Source organism: Parabacteroides distasonis, assembly GCF_004793765.1.
Classification (GTDB): Bacteria; Bacteroidota; Bacteroidia; order Bacteroidales; family Tannerellaceae; genus Parabacteroides; species Parabacteroides distasonis_A.
Genome location: NZ_SRYM01000002.1, coordinates 89,463 through 103,558, shown reverse-complemented (window position 1 = coordinate 103,558; position 14,096 = coordinate 89,463). Strand labels below are relative to the sequence as shown.

General features: G+C 43.9%; 17 protein-coding genes. 9 read left to right on the top strand and 8 right to left on the bottom strand.

Going from position 1 to position 14,096, the window contains the following annotated elements; translation table 11 throughout:
- Positions 1–17: 17 nt before the first annotated feature.
- Both E5342_RS01340 and E5342_RS01335 read right to left on the bottom strand, forming a co-directional pair.
- Entirely contained in the window at positions 18–1,985 is a 1,968-nt protein-coding gene (locus E5342_RS01340) for an alpha-L-arabinofuranosidase C-terminal domain-containing protein (protein WP_135958643.1), read from the bottom strand.
- A 27-nt stretch (positions 1,986–2,012) separates the two neighbouring features.
- Positions 2,013–3,611: an aspartate:alanine exchanger family transporter gene (locus tag E5342_RS01335; protein ID WP_135958642.1), complete on the bottom strand. Its 1,599-nt coding sequence runs from the start codon at positions 3,609–3,611 to the stop codon at positions 2,013–2,015.
- A 130-nt stretch (positions 3,612–3,741) separates the two neighbouring features.
- Here E5342_RS01335 and truA point away from each other — a divergent pair, with 130 nt between their 5' ends.
- From truA to E5342_RS01320, 3 genes are read left to right on the top strand one after another with little or no spacing between them, the layout of a single operon-like run.
- A complete protein-coding gene (truA, locus tag E5342_RS01330; protein WP_121735589.1) occupies positions 3,742–4,500 on the top strand; it encodes a tRNA pseudouridine(38-40) synthase TruA in 759 nt (252 codons plus the stop codon).
- A 3-nt stretch (positions 4,501–4,503) separates the two neighbouring features.
- The gene (locus E5342_RS01325) at positions 4,504–5,400 is read left to right on the top strand and encodes a DMT family transporter (protein ID WP_121735512.1); all 897 of its coding nucleotides are present in this window, start codon (positions 4,504–4,506) and stop codon (positions 5,398–5,400) included.
- An 11-nt stretch (positions 5,401–5,411) separates the two neighbouring features.
- Positions 5,412–6,041 (top strand): DUF3256 family protein, encoded by a 630-nt coding sequence (locus tag E5342_RS01320; RefSeq protein WP_135958641.1) that lies wholly within the window; start codon positions 5,412–5,414, stop codon positions 6,039–6,041.
- 119 nt (positions 6,042–6,160) lie between these two features.
- On the opposite strand, the gene E5342_RS01315 is transcribed toward E5342_RS01320, so the two are convergent.
- The 5 genes from E5342_RS01315 to E5342_RS01295 all read right to left on the bottom strand — a co-directional run bounded on the left by E5342_RS01315 (position 6,161) and on the right by E5342_RS01295 (position 10,048).
- Positions 6,161–7,003, bottom strand: coding sequence for a PepSY-like domain-containing protein (locus E5342_RS01315; protein ID WP_135958640.1), 843 nt, complete (start codon positions 7,001–7,003; stop codon positions 6,161–6,163).
- A gap of 49 nt (positions 7,004–7,052) precedes the next feature.
- Positions 7,053–7,496: a PepSY-like domain-containing protein gene (locus E5342_RS01310; protein WP_135958639.1), complete on the bottom strand. Its 444-nt coding sequence runs from the start codon at positions 7,494–7,496 to the stop codon at positions 7,053–7,055.
- Between the two features lie 67 nt (positions 7,497–7,563).
- On the bottom strand, positions 7,564–8,835 hold the full coding sequence (locus E5342_RS01305; protein ID WP_008780170.1) for a sensor histidine kinase: 1,272 nt from the start codon (positions 8,833–8,835) through the stop codon (positions 7,564–7,566).
- A gap of 2 nt (positions 8,836–8,837) precedes the next feature.
- Positions 8,838–9,518: a response regulator transcription factor gene (locus E5342_RS01300; RefSeq protein WP_005854737.1), complete on the bottom strand. Its 681-nt coding sequence runs from the start codon at positions 9,516–9,518 to the stop codon at positions 8,838–8,840.
- A gap of 77 nt (positions 9,519–9,595) precedes the next feature.
- Positions 9,596–10,048, bottom strand: a complete 453-nt coding sequence (locus E5342_RS01295) for a PepSY-like domain-containing protein (RefSeq protein ID WP_135958638.1) — start codon at positions 10,046–10,048, stop codon at positions 9,596–9,598.
- Between the two features lie 69 nt (positions 10,049–10,117).
- Between E5342_RS01295 and E5342_RS01290 the strand changes: the two genes are divergently transcribed.
- The 6 genes from E5342_RS01290 (at position 10,118) to E5342_RS20075 (ending at position 13,038) form a co-directional block, all read left to right on the top strand.
- The gene (locus E5342_RS01290; RefSeq protein WP_135958637.1) at positions 10,118–10,669 is read left to right on the top strand and encodes an RNA polymerase sigma factor; all 552 of its coding nucleotides are present in this window, start codon (positions 10,118–10,120) and stop codon (positions 10,667–10,669) included.
- Positions 10,660–11,205, top strand: a complete 546-nt coding sequence (locus E5342_RS01285) for a hypothetical protein (RefSeq protein WP_135958636.1) — start codon at positions 10,660–10,662, stop codon at positions 11,203–11,205. The genes E5342_RS01290 and E5342_RS01285 overlap by 10 nt, the downstream gene beginning before the upstream one ends.
- Positions 11,206–11,218: 13 nt before the next feature.
- Positions 11,219–11,683, top strand: coding sequence for an SDH family Clp fold serine proteinase (locus E5342_RS01280; RefSeq protein WP_121735518.1), 465 nt, complete (start codon positions 11,219–11,221; stop codon positions 11,681–11,683).
- Between the two features lie 21 nt (positions 11,684–11,704).
- Positions 11,705–12,610: an outer membrane beta-barrel protein gene (locus E5342_RS01275; protein WP_135958635.1), complete on the top strand. Its 906-nt coding sequence runs from the start codon at positions 11,705–11,707 to the stop codon at positions 12,608–12,610.
- 136 nt (positions 12,611–12,746) lie between these two features.
- Complete coding sequence (locus E5342_RS01270; RefSeq protein ID WP_236651401.1) at positions 12,747–13,007, top strand: hypothetical protein; 261 nt, start codon at positions 12,747–12,749, stop codon at positions 13,005–13,007.
- Complete coding sequence (locus E5342_RS20075) at positions 12,985–13,038, top strand: hypothetical protein (protein ID WP_349237372.1); 54 nt, start codon at positions 12,985–12,987, stop codon at positions 13,036–13,038. Before E5342_RS01270 ends, E5342_RS20075 begins: the two co-directional genes overlap by 23 nt.
- Here E5342_RS20075 and E5342_RS01265 read toward each other — a convergent pair.
- Complete coding sequence (locus E5342_RS01265; RefSeq protein WP_121735520.1) at positions 13,035–14,093, bottom strand: S41 family peptidase; 1,059 nt, start codon at positions 14,091–14,093, stop codon at positions 13,035–13,037. The two genes, E5342_RS20075 and E5342_RS01265, sit on opposite strands and share 4 nt — an antisense overlap.
- Positions 14,094–14,096: the final 3 nt, after the last annotated feature.

The following is a 14,096-nucleotide window of genomic DNA, read 5'->3' as shown; positions in this document are numbered from 1 at the left end:
TTCGTATGTATGATAGATTATAGCGATATCCTATAGACTAAGAAACTTAATGGTTGAATGGAGACTTCAGTAACGGGGGCCTCTAGTTCCACCGCAGATTCGATGGGTATAACTGTTTCCGGTTTACTTAATGTATTCTTCGCTTCTAAGTCTGAGGCATGTAAGATCGTCAACTTTCCTTTATGCTTGCCGGGTGAAATTCCGTTTAGGCTTAATTTGATCTTTTTGCTCAGAATACTGGTATTGACGATTTTGATGATGAGCTCATTTGTGCGTTTGTCGAAAGCGGCTGTGGCGAATAGCTCGCTTTGCCCGGTAATGGCTTCTTTGTTCATCGTCAGGGGCAATACGTTTGTTCCAGCATTGTGTCCGTATAATTGTTGTACATAGTAGTTAGGAGTTTTCACGATGTTTAGGTTGTCGAACCAGATTAAGTCCGGGCGCCATTGCCACGCATCGACATGTGCGAATAAAGGGGCGTATGTGCATAATTCGACCACGTCGGCATTCCGTTCAAGGCCGGTCATAAACGCGGCCTCGCATAATGCGGTCAGGAAGCTATTCTCCCGGTTAGTCGGATGGCAAGCATATTCACCAGCGAACACTTTGGGACCTTGCCGATCATACGAATCATATCGTTTGGCACTATTTAGGAACCATTCAGGTGAGCGATAGAAATGTTCATCCACCAGATCTACTTTTAAGCGTTTCATCTCCGGCCATAGATATTCGAAATCTTTTCCTTCCGAATTAGGACCGGAACTACCAATGATTTTGATCTCCGGATATTTAGCTCGGATGGCTTTCACGAACGGCTCGAGGCGTTCGGGATATAACGGTCCCCATTGCTCGTTACCGATAGCGATAAATTTCAGATTAAAAGAAGCCGGATGCCCCATCTCTGCACGTATTTTGCCCCATTGGGAGGTAACCGGGCCATTGGCGAATTCGATTAAGTCCAAGGCATCGTCTATATAAGGTTGTAATTTATCTACTGGCACATGCTGGTCCATGTCCTCATTCTCAAACTGGCATGACAGCCCGCAATTCAACACAGGCAAGGGCTCGGCTCCGATATCTTCGCTTAATTGGAAATACTCAAAGAATCCCAAACCGTAAGATTGATAATAATCCGGGAATTTCTTGTGAGGAAATGTATAATTCCACCGGTTGATATTGATAGGCCGGTTCTCTACGGGGCCTACCGTATTTTTCCATTGGTAGCGTGTGGCGATGGTTGTACCCTCAACGATACATCCACCCGGGAAACGAAAGATTCCCGGCTTTAGATCTTTCAACGCTTGTGCTAGATCGCGGCGTAGGCCGTTCGTGCGATTGTTGAATGTCTTTTGCGGAAAAAGGGAGATATGTTCCAGATCCAAGGAGCCTGCCGTTTCCATCGTGATGCGTAGGCGTGATTTAGCCTCGGTCGCTTTGGGAGACAAGATAACGGAATATTTCTTCCAGTCTTTTCCTTTTATCTCTAGGTATTGTGTCTCATAAATATCGTTATCTCTATTTACCAATTCGATACGTAGTTTGATCGGGTTATTGGTCTTGGTACGGGCATATAAGGAAAAGTCGTAATTTTCATTAGCTTTTATACCGATACCTTTGAAGCCTTCGTTCTCCAGACCGGTTCCGGTGATTTGTCCGGCATAAGTCAGGTGTGCGTAATGGGGGTTTTTGTCGAAACAGGGATTCTTTTCAGCTATGCTTACATCACCGAAAGGTTCCCAACCTCCCCATGGATTCTCAAACTCGAAGGAGCGGTTCTTGATTAGTTCCGCATACAATCCTCCATCTGCCCCGAAATTGATATCCTCGAAGAAGATTCCATACATAGTTGATTGGATAGGCGCACCTACATTCTGTACATCGATGTCAAACTCATACACAGGCACGATGTCTTGTGCGGTCATGCAGTTTATACCGACACTTAAGAGGAATAAAGCCGCGGTTCTTTTCATGTTCTTTCTTCTCATATTCTGTGTTTTTCAATAAATAAAGATTTAGACAATCAAATTCGCTATCATCTGTATAAACAAGATCAGGAATACCATCGCTATCGGATAAACTGTCGCATAAGCCACGCTTGGGGCTGGGCTGTCTGTCATGGAATCCGCGGCGGCAAGCCCCGGGGTACTGGTCATACCGCCGGCGATTGTTCCGACTAAATCGAGAATGTTGATCTTAAAGAAATAATATCCGGCTAATACAGCTACGATCATAGGGATCATTGTTATAGCGATACCGACTCCGAATAACGTTAAACCGCTTGATTGGAAAGTGGAAACTAGGTTTACACCGGCAGATGTCCCTACTTCGGAGAGGAATAGTAATAATCCCAATTGGCGAAGCAGGTTATTAGCGGAGCCGGACATAGACCAAATGATCGGGCCTGTTTTTCCGATGGCGCTTAATACCAAGGCAACCATAAGGATACCGCCGGTCAGTCCCGGAGAGAATGAGAAAGAATCCGAGAAGGATATATTTAATTTTCCAAACAATACGCCCAATACGATACCCATAGCGATCGGGAAAAAGTCCGTATCCGAAAGACGTTTCTCATCATTGCCGATGAATTGGGCGAGTTCGTTTACGCTTTCTTTCTCGCCGGCGACCATCAACTTATCTCCAAACTTCAACACTAAATTAGGTTCCGGGGAAAGGTCGATTCCGCTTCGACGCACACGGGTTACCGTACAGCCGAAAGTGCCTTGTAAATTTAAATGCCCTAGCGATTTATTGATAATGCTCTTATTGGTCAGTAACAGGGATTGCAAGGTCTGTCCGCCACTTAACGGCAGATCTCCCTCGATACGTTCTCCCAACAATAATGTCAGTTGCTCCAAGGCTTTGTCGTTACCTACGGCCTTCAGTAAATCTCCCTCGTTAAGCGTGGTATGGGGAGTTGGCATAGATATGACATTGTCGTGTTTTATACGGGAAACTACCGCTCCGGTCATGGCCCGTACCTGCAATTGTGCCAAACTCTTTCCGCAGATATTTTTATTCGTGACTTTAAATGCGGCGGTATGTAACGTAGGATATTGGCTTTTCCGTTGGGTTTCCAGCGTTTTAGCCTCGGCTATCAAATCCTTGCGAAGTATTTTGGGTAATAGTTTCACGAAAAGGATCACACCGATTACGCCGAACGGATAAGCGATACCATAGGCGATGGATGCGGCGGATGATTGCGTGGAGTCGATCGCTACTGCTAAACCGGGCGTACTCGTCAATGCCCCGGCGATCAGACCGACGATACTCGGGGTATCGATATCCAAGATATACTTGAATAAGATTCCTGTCAGGCATGCCGAACCGACAATTAATAACGTCAGGATAATGAGCGTCTTGCCTTTGGAACGGAAGGAGTCGAAAAATCCGGGGCCCGCTTGGATACCAATGGTAAAGATAAATAATACCAGCCCCATATTCCCTAATTCCTTAGGTATGATAACCCCGAAATGACCGAATAGCAAGGCGATGAAAATAACTGCCGATACGTCTAGCGAAAGACCTTTGATCTGTATCCGTCCTAGCATGAATCCAAGCGCTATGATCAGGAACAGGGCAAAATAAGAAGACTGAAGTAATGTTTCAAACATGTCAGATTGTTTTGAAATGAAGCTATTAATGATGCAAAATTAAACTTTTTAGTCCATTCAGGCAATGGCTTTGCTGGATTTCTGTACCTTTGTGCCACATTTTAGAAAAGATAAAGTAAAGAGCATAAGCGTGAGACGATATTTTATATATCTGGGATATAACGGAAAGAATTTTCGGGGCTGGCAGATCCAGCCGAATGGTATGACGGTGCAGCAATCTATAGAGGAGGCCTTGGCCACCTTAATGCGTAAGCCCGTACCTATTGTGGGGGCCGGCCGTACCGATGCCGGCGTACATGCCCGCTTGATGATCGCCCATTTTGATTGGGAGGAACCGATCGGGGATTTGGTATTCCTTGCGGAAAAATTGAATAGGCTCCTGCCCAAAGATATCGCCGTTTATAAGATCGTGCCGGTCGTACCGGAGGCGCATGCCCGCTTCGACGCTACTTCACGAACCTATAAATATTATATTACGACAAAGAAAGACCCGTTTAATTATGAGCTGGTTTATAAGCTTCCCGGTCGTTTGGATTTCGAGGCTATGAACGAGGCTTGTAAGGTTTTATTCGATTATATCGATTTTACGAGTTTCAGCAAATTGCACACGGATGTAAAGACTAATAATTGTCATATCCAGTATGCGGAGTGGACGCAAGAAGGGGATGCCTGGGTATTTACGATCCGTGCCGACCGTTTCCTTCGTAATATGGTGCGTGCGATCGTAGGTACTTTGCTGGAGGTAGGAAGAGGACGTTTAACGATAGACGGCTTCCGAAATGTGATCGAGGCTAAGGATCGTTGCAAGGCCGGAACCTCCGTGCCGGGACACGCCCTGTTCTTGGTAGATGTTACGTACCCGGAAGAACTCTTTCCTGTGGAGGGCTAAACTATGTGGTTAGCTCTAGCCTTCCTCTCCGCCTTCTTGTTAGGTTGTTACGAGGTTAATAAGAAAATGTCGTTAAACGGGAATGCTGTTATCCCCGTTTTATTCTTCAATACGCTTATAAGCAGTTTGATTTTCGTCCCGTTCATCTTGTTCTCTTTTTATACGGATTGCTTGGACGGGACGATGGTGTATGTACCCCGTGCTTCTCTGGAGGATCACGTGAAAGTATTGATAAAGGCGGTGATCGTCCTCTCCTCTTGGATATCGGGGTATTTTGCCTTAAAGCATTTGCCGCTGACGATAACCGGGCCGATCAAGGCCAGCCAACCCGTGCTTACGCTACTGGGCGCGATGCTTCTGTTTGGGGAGCGGCTGAATTTGTATCAATGGATCGGAGTCTTGCTCTCTATCGCTTCCTTTTATCTCCTTTCCTCTTCGGGAAAGAAAGAGGGAATTCATTTCGCCCATAATAAATGGATCTTCTTCACGGTCTTATCTATCTTGACCGGGGCGATGAGCGGATTGTATGATAAGCATTTGATGCGTAGCATGGATGTGATGACGGTACAAGTCTGGTTTAATGTCTATCAATGTGTTATCATGTCATTTATCCTGTTGTTTTTATGGTATCCGAACCGGAAAAAGAGCACGCCTTTTCAATGGCGATGGAATATTATTTTTATCTCCGTATTCTTATGCGTGGCGGATTGGGTGTACTTTTATGCTTTGACATTTCCGGACTCCATGATCTCGATCGTATCGATGGTACGCCGAAGTAACGTATTGGTGACATTCTTGGCAGGAGCCATCTTCTTCCATGAAAAAAACTTAAAGAACAAGGCGATCGACTTATTCCTTGTGTTGTTAGGAATGATATTCTTATATTTGGGGACAAAATAGAAAATTAGAGCATGAGACAAGTTATAGTTACGTTGTTGATCTGTGTCTTTGCGTTGGGAATGAACGCGCAAGATATGGCAAATGTGTTCACGGCGATGCCGGATCAATACATCCCTCAATTGGAGCACGCTTGGCGAAAGGATTTAGTGGATCTTTATACTTCCGGGAAAGAATCCCGGCTGAAAAATACGATGAATGGCTTCTCTACCTTGCAAAAGCTAACGAACGATTACCTTTTGCTACAGACTACGGAGCGCAGCACGGTAGAGATGAAATTACTTCCCTTGGTAAACAATACCTACGTGGTTTGTATGGTCTCTACGGTAAACGGCCCGGTTCCGGATAGCCGTATCGAGTTTTTCACGACCAATTGGGAGCCTTTGGCAACATCCGATTTATTCACGCAGCCAACTTCCGATTGGTATATCAAGCAGGGAATAGATAAGAAAGACGAAGCCTATCAAGAGGCCGCCTCACATTTGGATATGGATTTAATTCAATATCGATTGAGTCCGGATGATCAGACTTTGACTGCCATTTATACGACTCCTCAATATCTGAGCCAAGAGGCTCGTGAGAAAATAGAGCCGTATCTCATTGAACCGAAAGTCTATACGTGGCAGAAATATCATTTTCAGTAATTCTTTCCTTATCCATCCACTCCGATATAGTTCAAGAGGTTTTTTTGCGGTACTACTGCACGGCGGTTGCGGCAATACTGCACGTGGGTTGCAGTAGTACTGCGATAAAGAGTCTTTTTTTAATGGGTAGGAGGGACTAAGATCCCTTCTTCATTAAAAAGAATTGTTATATCTCGGTCTCCTTGCTCCAGCTCGAACTCATAAGAGAGTCCTTCCGCTTTTTGAATGACATGGATATCATCGATTTGATAAGAGGCATATGCGGAGGCCTTGAATGCGGTCATCACGATATCGGGTACTTGGGAAGAGCGTATTTCCCACTCCGTATATAACCATTTGTTCTGGGTATCCAGCCAAACTTCCTTATGGATATTCTCATGAAGGATATCCAACTCGGTACCTTTTGCCTCCGTATCTATCTCAAGGATTGTCGCTCCCGGATACATCTCTGAAATGAGTTCCTTAATAGCGCTGGGGGTAACGGAGGGACGATGCTCGTTGTCGCCGTTACCATCGGTTACTTCCTTGATGAGAATACCGCCTTCCGTATAATGTAGGTCTACATCTTGCTCGCCATTTTCAACGTCGAGAACGTAAATGGTACCAGCGTCCGGACGTTCTAGCATATCTACATCGTCTATCTTCCATTTAGCGTATAGGCTTGCCTCGAAACTGTTTTTTACGGTTTGGGGCAAAGCGTTGTAAGGAAGATCGGTCTCTGTCAGCATCCAGTTGCCTTGCGGATCAAACCACGCTTCAGCCTCATATGAACCGGTGTAAAATTCTGCTTTGACATAGCCTGCCTCGTTCTCCCAACTGACACGTTGCGCATCCGGATATTTTGTGTCAAAGGCTTTTGTTACAATACTCTCAGGTGTGAATTTGTCATCATCGTCATCACATGACATGAATACGAATGAGCTGCAAACCAAAGTTGCCATTATGAATGCTTTTGTTTTCATACGATTGATTTTAATTAAAAATATATTAATACTTATCTTAGAGTGTCTATTAGTCATCGATATCAATCAAGTTCCCTTTTAAGTCGAATGTCATCTCAAGACCGTTATCTAGCTTTATCTCATAATCCCGTATCTCTTTTTCTATTTTAACAACCTTATTCGATGAATAGTTTTTCTTGATAAGGTCTTGTATTACCTCCGGAATGATCACTGGCGGGATAGGGAGCCCATGCCGTTTAATCTCTTTCCATTCTCCTTTATGGTTAAACTCAACATTGGTCCCGTCCGTGAGGATCACGTCGTAACTGCTAATCCGGATCAGATTTTTCTCTATTTGGATATGCGATACTGGGATGTCTTTAAAATGATCCGATATGAATTGGCGGCTGGAAACCGGCAATATGTTGGTGTCACTCGTGATCTTATCATTGCCGGCACAAGCCATGACAGATAATAATGATAAGACTATCAGTAAATAATTGATCCTTTTCATATGCCTTGTTTTTTATTATACCGCAAAGAAAAGGATGCATTTTGGAAAAAATTGGGAATTTCGGCCGTTAATAGAATAATAATGTGAATGTATGCATGCCATTTGCGTATTGGTAATCTATCCGGATCGAATATAGATCGACTATTGATTTGACAATGGCCAACCCAAGGCCCGTCGATTCTTGTTGTTTGCTTTGGCTGGCAAAACGGGCAAATAATAATTCCTTATCAAGGGTTTTGTCGATTCCCGTATTTGCGATTGTAAGCATACGACGAGAGATCGTGATTCCTATATCCCCTTTCTCGTAATTATGGACATAGGCGTTTTTAATGAGATTGGTGATTAACGTAGTGGCCAGCGATTCATTCATGGTGCATACCAAACTCTCTTTTTCTGAAACTCGTAAGTGGAGAGCTTTTCTTTCGTATATGTCATTAATTCCTTCTAATATCTTATGGATAAGATGATTTAGGCAAATATCCCGGGTCTCGGGGAATTGTTTGTTATCTATCCGAGAAAGTAATAGGAGGGATTTATTCAACCGGATGATGCCGTTCAACGCTTGATGCAAGCCAGCGATCTCTTTCAGTTGATCTTCTGTGCAATCTGGATGTTCGCTTAATAATTCTAATTTGTTCATGCATACGGCCAATGGAGTTTGTAACTCGTGGGCGGCATTCTCTACGAAATGTCTTTGTTTGTTGTATAGCTTGTCGCTCTGGTTGACGCTTTCTTGAACGGTCTCGTTTAATATCTTAAATTCCTCGATGGGTGTAGGGTTGTTTAATGGAGGATTATATTTGCCTACTTGAAAACTTTTCAGCCAGCTTAATAGCTTATATAAAGGCTTAAAGCTTCTTTTGAATCCTCGATGGATCACGAATAAGATGCAACTTATCAATGCGATATATAAGACGGCCATGCTCCAGATAATCGTCTCGATCATATCTTCTTGTTCTAAGGTGGATAACTCCAGCGTCAGTTCGTAGAATTTACGATCTTTTGTCATGAAATAAGTGCGTAAGGCACGAACCGGTTCGTATTCTTGCTCTATCTCTATGTATACCGTAGTATCGTAGAACTCGTCCTTATCTAGTTTCGCTTCGCTTTCCGGAACCTCACGAATGTAGTACCGGGTCATGATATCCACATGATCTTTCAGCAATGTGCTGTCCGCTAAGGCGGAGCGGATGATAATCTCTTTGTAGTTCTCAAGGCTGTCATTCGTCTCGTCTTCTACCTCATGTAGAATCATAAGGCAGAAAACACATCCCCAAGCGGCGAAAATGACCAATATGGGGACAAATAAATTGCGGAGGGTGTAATGGATTAGCTTCATATTTATTCCTCGTCGGTCATTTTGTAACCGAAGCCATAGACCGCCTTTATTTCGGGGATGGCTCCGGCGGCTTTTAATTTCTTTCGCAAGTTTTTTACTTGGCTATAGATGAAGTCGAAATTATCGGCTTGGTCTATATAATCTCCCCAGACGGACTCGGCTAAAGTAGCTTTGCTGATCAAACGGTTGGGGTTGGATATGAAATAGTAGAGCAGATCGAACTCCTTACGGTTCAATACGATCTCTTTCCCGTTTATATAGACGGAATGTTTATCGGGATATATCGTTAGGTTCGCTAAAGACAGTTGCAATTCCCCATCTTGTTGCTTGCGGCGGATAACGCTCTTGATGCGGGCGTTCAATTCCGCCAGATGGAAAGGCTTGGTCAGATAATCATCGGCCCCAAGATCTAATCCTGTAACTTTATCCTCGATAGAGTCTTTCGCGGAGATAATGATGATACTGTCTTTCTTGCGTAAGGCCCTTAATTCCTTCAAAAGGGTAAGGCCGCTACCTCCCGGAAGCATGATGTCCAATACGATACAATCGTAATCATAATCATTTATTTTAAGAGAAGCTTCCCGGAAAGAGGAAGCGCTCTCTACCACATATCGTTCTTTCTCAAGAGAACGAACGATAACTTCTCTCAGTGCGTTTTCATCTTCGACTACCAGAATTTTCATAGGCTAGCTTGTTAATCACACAAAGCTACTGAAATATTCTGATAAAAATCTGGAATAAGAAAAGATTCAGTATCGTTCTACTTCAATAATTGGGCCTTTGAGTTAAACGTGAGGCGAACCTCATTGTTCTCATGCTCTAGTTTGAATACGTAAAATGTTCCCGAAGGCTTGTCTATTTGTGTCACCTCATCTATCTTATATTCATGATAAGCCGAATTTGTTAGGTTATCCATGATGTCTACGGGAACATCTTCGGCATGGATATCGAATTTCGTACTTAGCCACTCGTTATTTTTGCCGAGCAGAACCTCTTTCTTAACGCCTTTATCCTTGATGTCGACTTCTACACCTGCGGCATCTTTATCGTAATCGGTAATGGTCGCCCCCGGATATTTTATCTGGATCACCTTTTGAATCGCTTGAGGGACCGATTTGTCATCGGAACCTTGTTTCTTTTGTTGGCAACCTACGGTGAGGAATAAGCAGCAGTTCATGAATAAAATGGCTGTAAATGATACTTTTAGTTTCATAACGTTTAAGTTTTCTATTACAAACAAACGGGTGACAGGCAAAGTTTTTTCCAAATAAGTTAATTTTCCATGATATGTTTTTCTTCCTTTGTCGTCTTGATTATAGAAATGGAACTTGAGACGTTTAAAATAACCGTACTACCTCTCCGGCAGAAGATGTTGAATTTCTCCCGGAGACTGGTTGAGGACACAGCCGATGCTGAGGATGTGGTGCAAGAGGCATTCATAAAGCTTTGGTATATCCGGGAAAAACTGGATGCCTACCATAGCGTGGAGGCACTGGCTATGCAGGTTACGAAAAATCTCTCATTGGATAAGGTCAAGTTGCGAAAGCCACAGGGATCGGAGCTGGAGAGCCTTACATTGGTATCGGATGCGGTAAGCCTGGACGAACAACTGGAGCAAAGGGATGCCGCCGAGTGCATACGGCGCTTGATCGCCCAGTTACCCACTTTGCAGCAAACCATCATCCGAATGAAGGATGTAGAGGGCTATGAGTTAGCCGAGATCGCGGAGATCACGGCTACACCGGTCGAGAATGTCCGGGTGAATCTCTCAAGGGCTCGGAAAAAGATAAGGGAACAGTTTTTACAATTAAATGAACAAGAGAAATGGACATAGACGAGTTATTAAACCGATATTTTGAAGGAGAAACCTCTTCGGAAGAAGAGCGGGAACTTCGAGCCTTCTTTACTTCCGGGAATGTTCCGGACAGGTTAGCGGCCTATACGCCTATGTTTGCCTATTTGGAGGAGGAGAGTCGGAAGGAGCGAGAGCCGGATGAGGCATTGATTCCGATTGATGAGGATATCCTTTCTATGCTGGATGTGGAAAAAGTGGAGGAGAAGAAGACATTTACTTTACGATCCGTGTTGTATCTGGTGCCCGGTATCGCCGCCAGTTGCTTGCTGCTTTTGGGACTTAATCAGCTGTTGAATCCGGTAGATCCTTGTTTTTGCTCGGATAATTATGTTGTTATAAACGGTCGTTGTTATACGGATATTCATAAAGTTCGCTCCATGGCGATGGAAGCTTTGCAGGAGGTGGCCACTCCTGCGGACGAGTACTTCCCGGAAGCGGATCGTGATGAGGCCGATCGTGTGATTATAGATAACCAATTGGACGAGCTTCGTTCTTTATTTGATGATAATGAATAAAAATACTGTAAATATGGGATGGTTCAAATACATGTTATGGTTGCTGGTGGCGGTATTTTGCCTAACACCTTGTGGTGTCTCGGCTGCCGAGACGCAGAAAGACTTGAAGATTCAGGAGGTCTTTCAACGATATGGCAAGAAACGTAATGTCACGATGGTGGAGTTGTCTAACGAGATGTTGGAGACGTATGGCATGACTCGTTATAAGAGTATTACGATCAAGGATGATTCGGAAGCCCTGCGGTTTATCCGGCAATGTCTGGAAGCGGACCAAAAAGGGGCTCGAAAGATCAAGGAGGTGACAGACGATGGAGGGGTAGTCTCCGCTTATTACCAGTTGAAGGGCGTGGAAGCTGATATCAACCGTTTTGTCCTTTTTAAGGTCAGCAAAAGGGGGGTAATAACCTTGGTGTACATCGAGGGAGATTTGGATAGTGATGATTTGATCACGCTATTGTTTACGAAGAAAGATTTATAAACAAACAAAACAGATAGGAAGATGAAAAGAATACTTTTAGTCTTAATGGCTTGCTTCCCTGTAATCGGGTTGATGGCTGCTGAAATTGAGTCTTTGACTGGGGATACGATTATCACCCTTGAGAGAAAGCGTATTGAGGTGAAAGATAATGGCGATCGCATGAAAGTCAGGGTGTATGAGGTAGATGAGGACGGAGATTCCGTGGATGACGAGTTGATTTTCGAGGGACATTACCGGGACGGACAAAGCTATGAACGCCGTAAACACGTGAAGTCTATTCATATCCCCGTGCCTACTTGGGATAAAGACTTCAATCCGCATTGGGCCGGTTTTGGAATGGGCTTTGCGAACTTCGCGGATGGGAGTTTACATGTAAATGATGTAGACGGAGTTTCCCTTCGTAGTGGAAACTCATTGGAATATAATTTGAATGTATTGGAAAAAGCGTTCCCGTTCTCTCGGTATCGTTGGGCGGTGGTGATCGGTGCCGGTATGCGTTGGAGCCGTTACCGTATAGATACGAATGAGTATTTCAAGGAGATAGACGGTGTTACGGCTTTGCGTCCGGCTCCTGAGGGTGTTACGTTGAAAGCGAGTAAGTTGAATATCACGAGTCTGACCATTCCGTTGTTATTGGAATGGCAACCTAAAAAGTGTTTGAGTGAATTCTTTTTGTCTGTGGGTGTAGTCGGTGTGATCAAGACTTGTTCGTCCTCGAAGATCATTTATAATGATGCTTCCGGTAAGAAGCATAAGGAGAAAATGGACTCTGGTATAAATATCCGTCCGGTAACGATGGATTTATTGTTTCAAGCCGGTTGGGATTGGATCGGCCTTTACGCCAAGTACTCACCGATAGACCTCTTTGAAAATGGCAAAGGACCGAAGGTACATCCGGTTTCTATCGGTTTGCAATTGCATTTGTAACCTCATTGAGGTTTTGTGGGGTAAAGAATGTGCGGTATGCCGGATCTTGTTAGCAAGGTTCGGCATTTATCTTGAAAAAACTTATTTTATACTTTTTTGATGGGAATCGGGAAGTATTGCAAACTTATCCGGAGATATGGCCATTATTAAGATCAGTGTCGTATTGTTCGCAAGTCTTTGGGTAGGAGTGGCGAACGCAAGTAATGAAAATAAGAATAATAACAATTATACAGGAAATAAAATAAAAGTAATAGAATTAACACAAGAAGATTTCGTAAATAAAGTGTATGACTTTGAGACAAACCCGAACGCATGGAAATTCGAGAGTGATAAACCTGTAGTTATTCTATGCGACTTGGTGTGGCCCTTGCAAGATGATGTCTCTTATCTTGGATGAGATCAGCAAAGAGTATGAGGGTTTTATTTAATTGACAAGATTTTGTATGTTGAATAATCTATCAAACTTTTGTTCCTTCTCTGTTTCAGACAAGAGCCGGGTGATCGCCGCCTCGATAATCGTATCTTTACCTTTCTCGATATCTTCTTGGGTCATAGATACCTTGTATTTGGGGTCGATACCGAATTCTGTGTGCTGTTTGTTTACGTCTAGCATGGGAGATGCAGAGAAACGTACACCCCAGCCGTTGGGCAACTCAGAGTTGAAGGGGAAACCACTGCCGCCTCCAGTGCGATCTCCCATCGTCGTTACATAAGGCATCATGCGTACTTTCTGTACGAAATCATTGGCGGCGCTGTAGCAATGGCGGTTCGTTAAGACCACGACAGGGCGCAACCAGCGGATATGTTGAGAAGGTGAGAGATAAAGGGGATAAGGTTCGGAAAAGTCATCGTGCCCTTTACCCGTCTTATGTTGGATATAACCGGTCAGTATCTTTTCCTCCAAGAAGCGGGAGGCGATGCGATCGGCGTTTGATAACATACCACCGCCATTATCTCGGATATCGAAGATCAAGCCTTTGCAATCCTTAAATTGATAGAATATATGATCCAAGCCGCTTTCGCCGGCCGAACTGGAAAAGCTACCGTAGTAAATATATCCGATCTGCCCATCACTCAATGTCGTGTATTTAAGTCCTCCGGCGATCGAGTAGTCTCTTCCGAGGTAATTCTCTTGTATGTCCGCATCGAAGTTATCCGGATAATCTAGATACCAATCCCAATAGCGGGACATATTGAAGGTGGATGTCAAATTGGTATGCCCGTCTTTTAGCTCGTTTAGCATATCGCCTAATATGTCGAATAGGACGTATTGGTTCATCGTATCGCTTATCTGTGTTTTATAGCGGTCGTGAACCTCGTCCCAATCAATATCTTTGTATTTGAAGAAGCAGTAATTCTCATCCAATATTTTCCAAAGTGCCTCAAAGTTCTCTTGAGGGGAGGCCACGTATTCGTCTGATTTCTCACATCCGGTAAACAGGTATCCGAGAGATATACATATATATATAAGGTGTCGTTTCATTTT

Coding starts and splice junctions, on each gene's coding strand:
- E5342_RS01340 (WP_135958643.1), bottom strand. CDS start 1,985: ATGAGAAGAAAGAACATGAAAAGAACCGCGGCTTTATTCCTCTTAAGT.
- E5342_RS01335 (WP_135958642.1), bottom strand. CDS start 3,611: ATGTTTGAAACATTACTTCAGTCTTCTTATTTTGCCCTGTTCCTGATC.
- E5342_RS01325 (WP_121735512.1), top strand. CDS start 4,504: ATGTGGTTAGCTCTAGCCTTCCTCTCCGCCTTCTTGTTAGGTTGTTAC.
- E5342_RS01320 (WP_135958641.1), top strand. CDS start 5,412: ATGAGACAAGTTATAGTTACGTTGTTGATCTGTGTCTTTGCGTTGGGA.
- E5342_RS01315 (WP_135958640.1), bottom strand. CDS start 7,003: ATGAAAACAAAAGCATTCATAATGGCAACTTTGGTTTGCAGCTCATTC.
- E5342_RS01310 (WP_135958639.1), bottom strand. CDS start 7,496: ATGAAAAGGATCAATTATTTACTGATAGTCTTATCATTATTATCTGTC.
- E5342_RS01305 (WP_008780170.1), bottom strand. CDS start 8,835: ATGAAGCTAATCCATTACACCCTCCGCAATTTATTTGTCCCCATATTG.
- E5342_RS01300 (WP_005854737.1), bottom strand. CDS start 9,518: ATGAAAATTCTGGTAGTCGAAGATGAAAACGCACTGAGAGAAGTTATC.
- E5342_RS01295 (WP_135958638.1), bottom strand. CDS start 10,048: ATGAAACTAAAAGTATCATTTACAGCCATTTTATTCATGAACTGCTGC.
- E5342_RS01290 (WP_135958637.1), top strand. CDS start 10,118: ATGATATGTTTTTCTTCCTTTGTCGTCTTGATTATAGAAATGGAACTT.
- E5342_RS01285 (WP_135958636.1), top strand. CDS start 10,660: ATGGACATAGACGAGTTATTAAACCGATATTTTGAAGGAGAAACCTCT.
- E5342_RS01280 (WP_121735518.1), top strand. CDS start 11,219: ATGGGATGGTTCAAATACATGTTATGGTTGCTGGTGGCGGTATTTTGC.
- E5342_RS01275 (WP_135958635.1), top strand. CDS start 11,705: ATGAAAAGAATACTTTTAGTCTTAATGGCTTGCTTCCCTGTAATCGGG.
- E5342_RS01270 (WP_236651401.1), top strand. CDS start 12,747: ATGGCCATTATTAAGATCAGTGTCGTATTGTTCGCAAGTCTTTGGGTA.
- E5342_RS01265 (WP_121735520.1), bottom strand. CDS start 14,093: ATGAAACGACACCTTATATATATATGTATATCTCTCGGATACCTGTTT.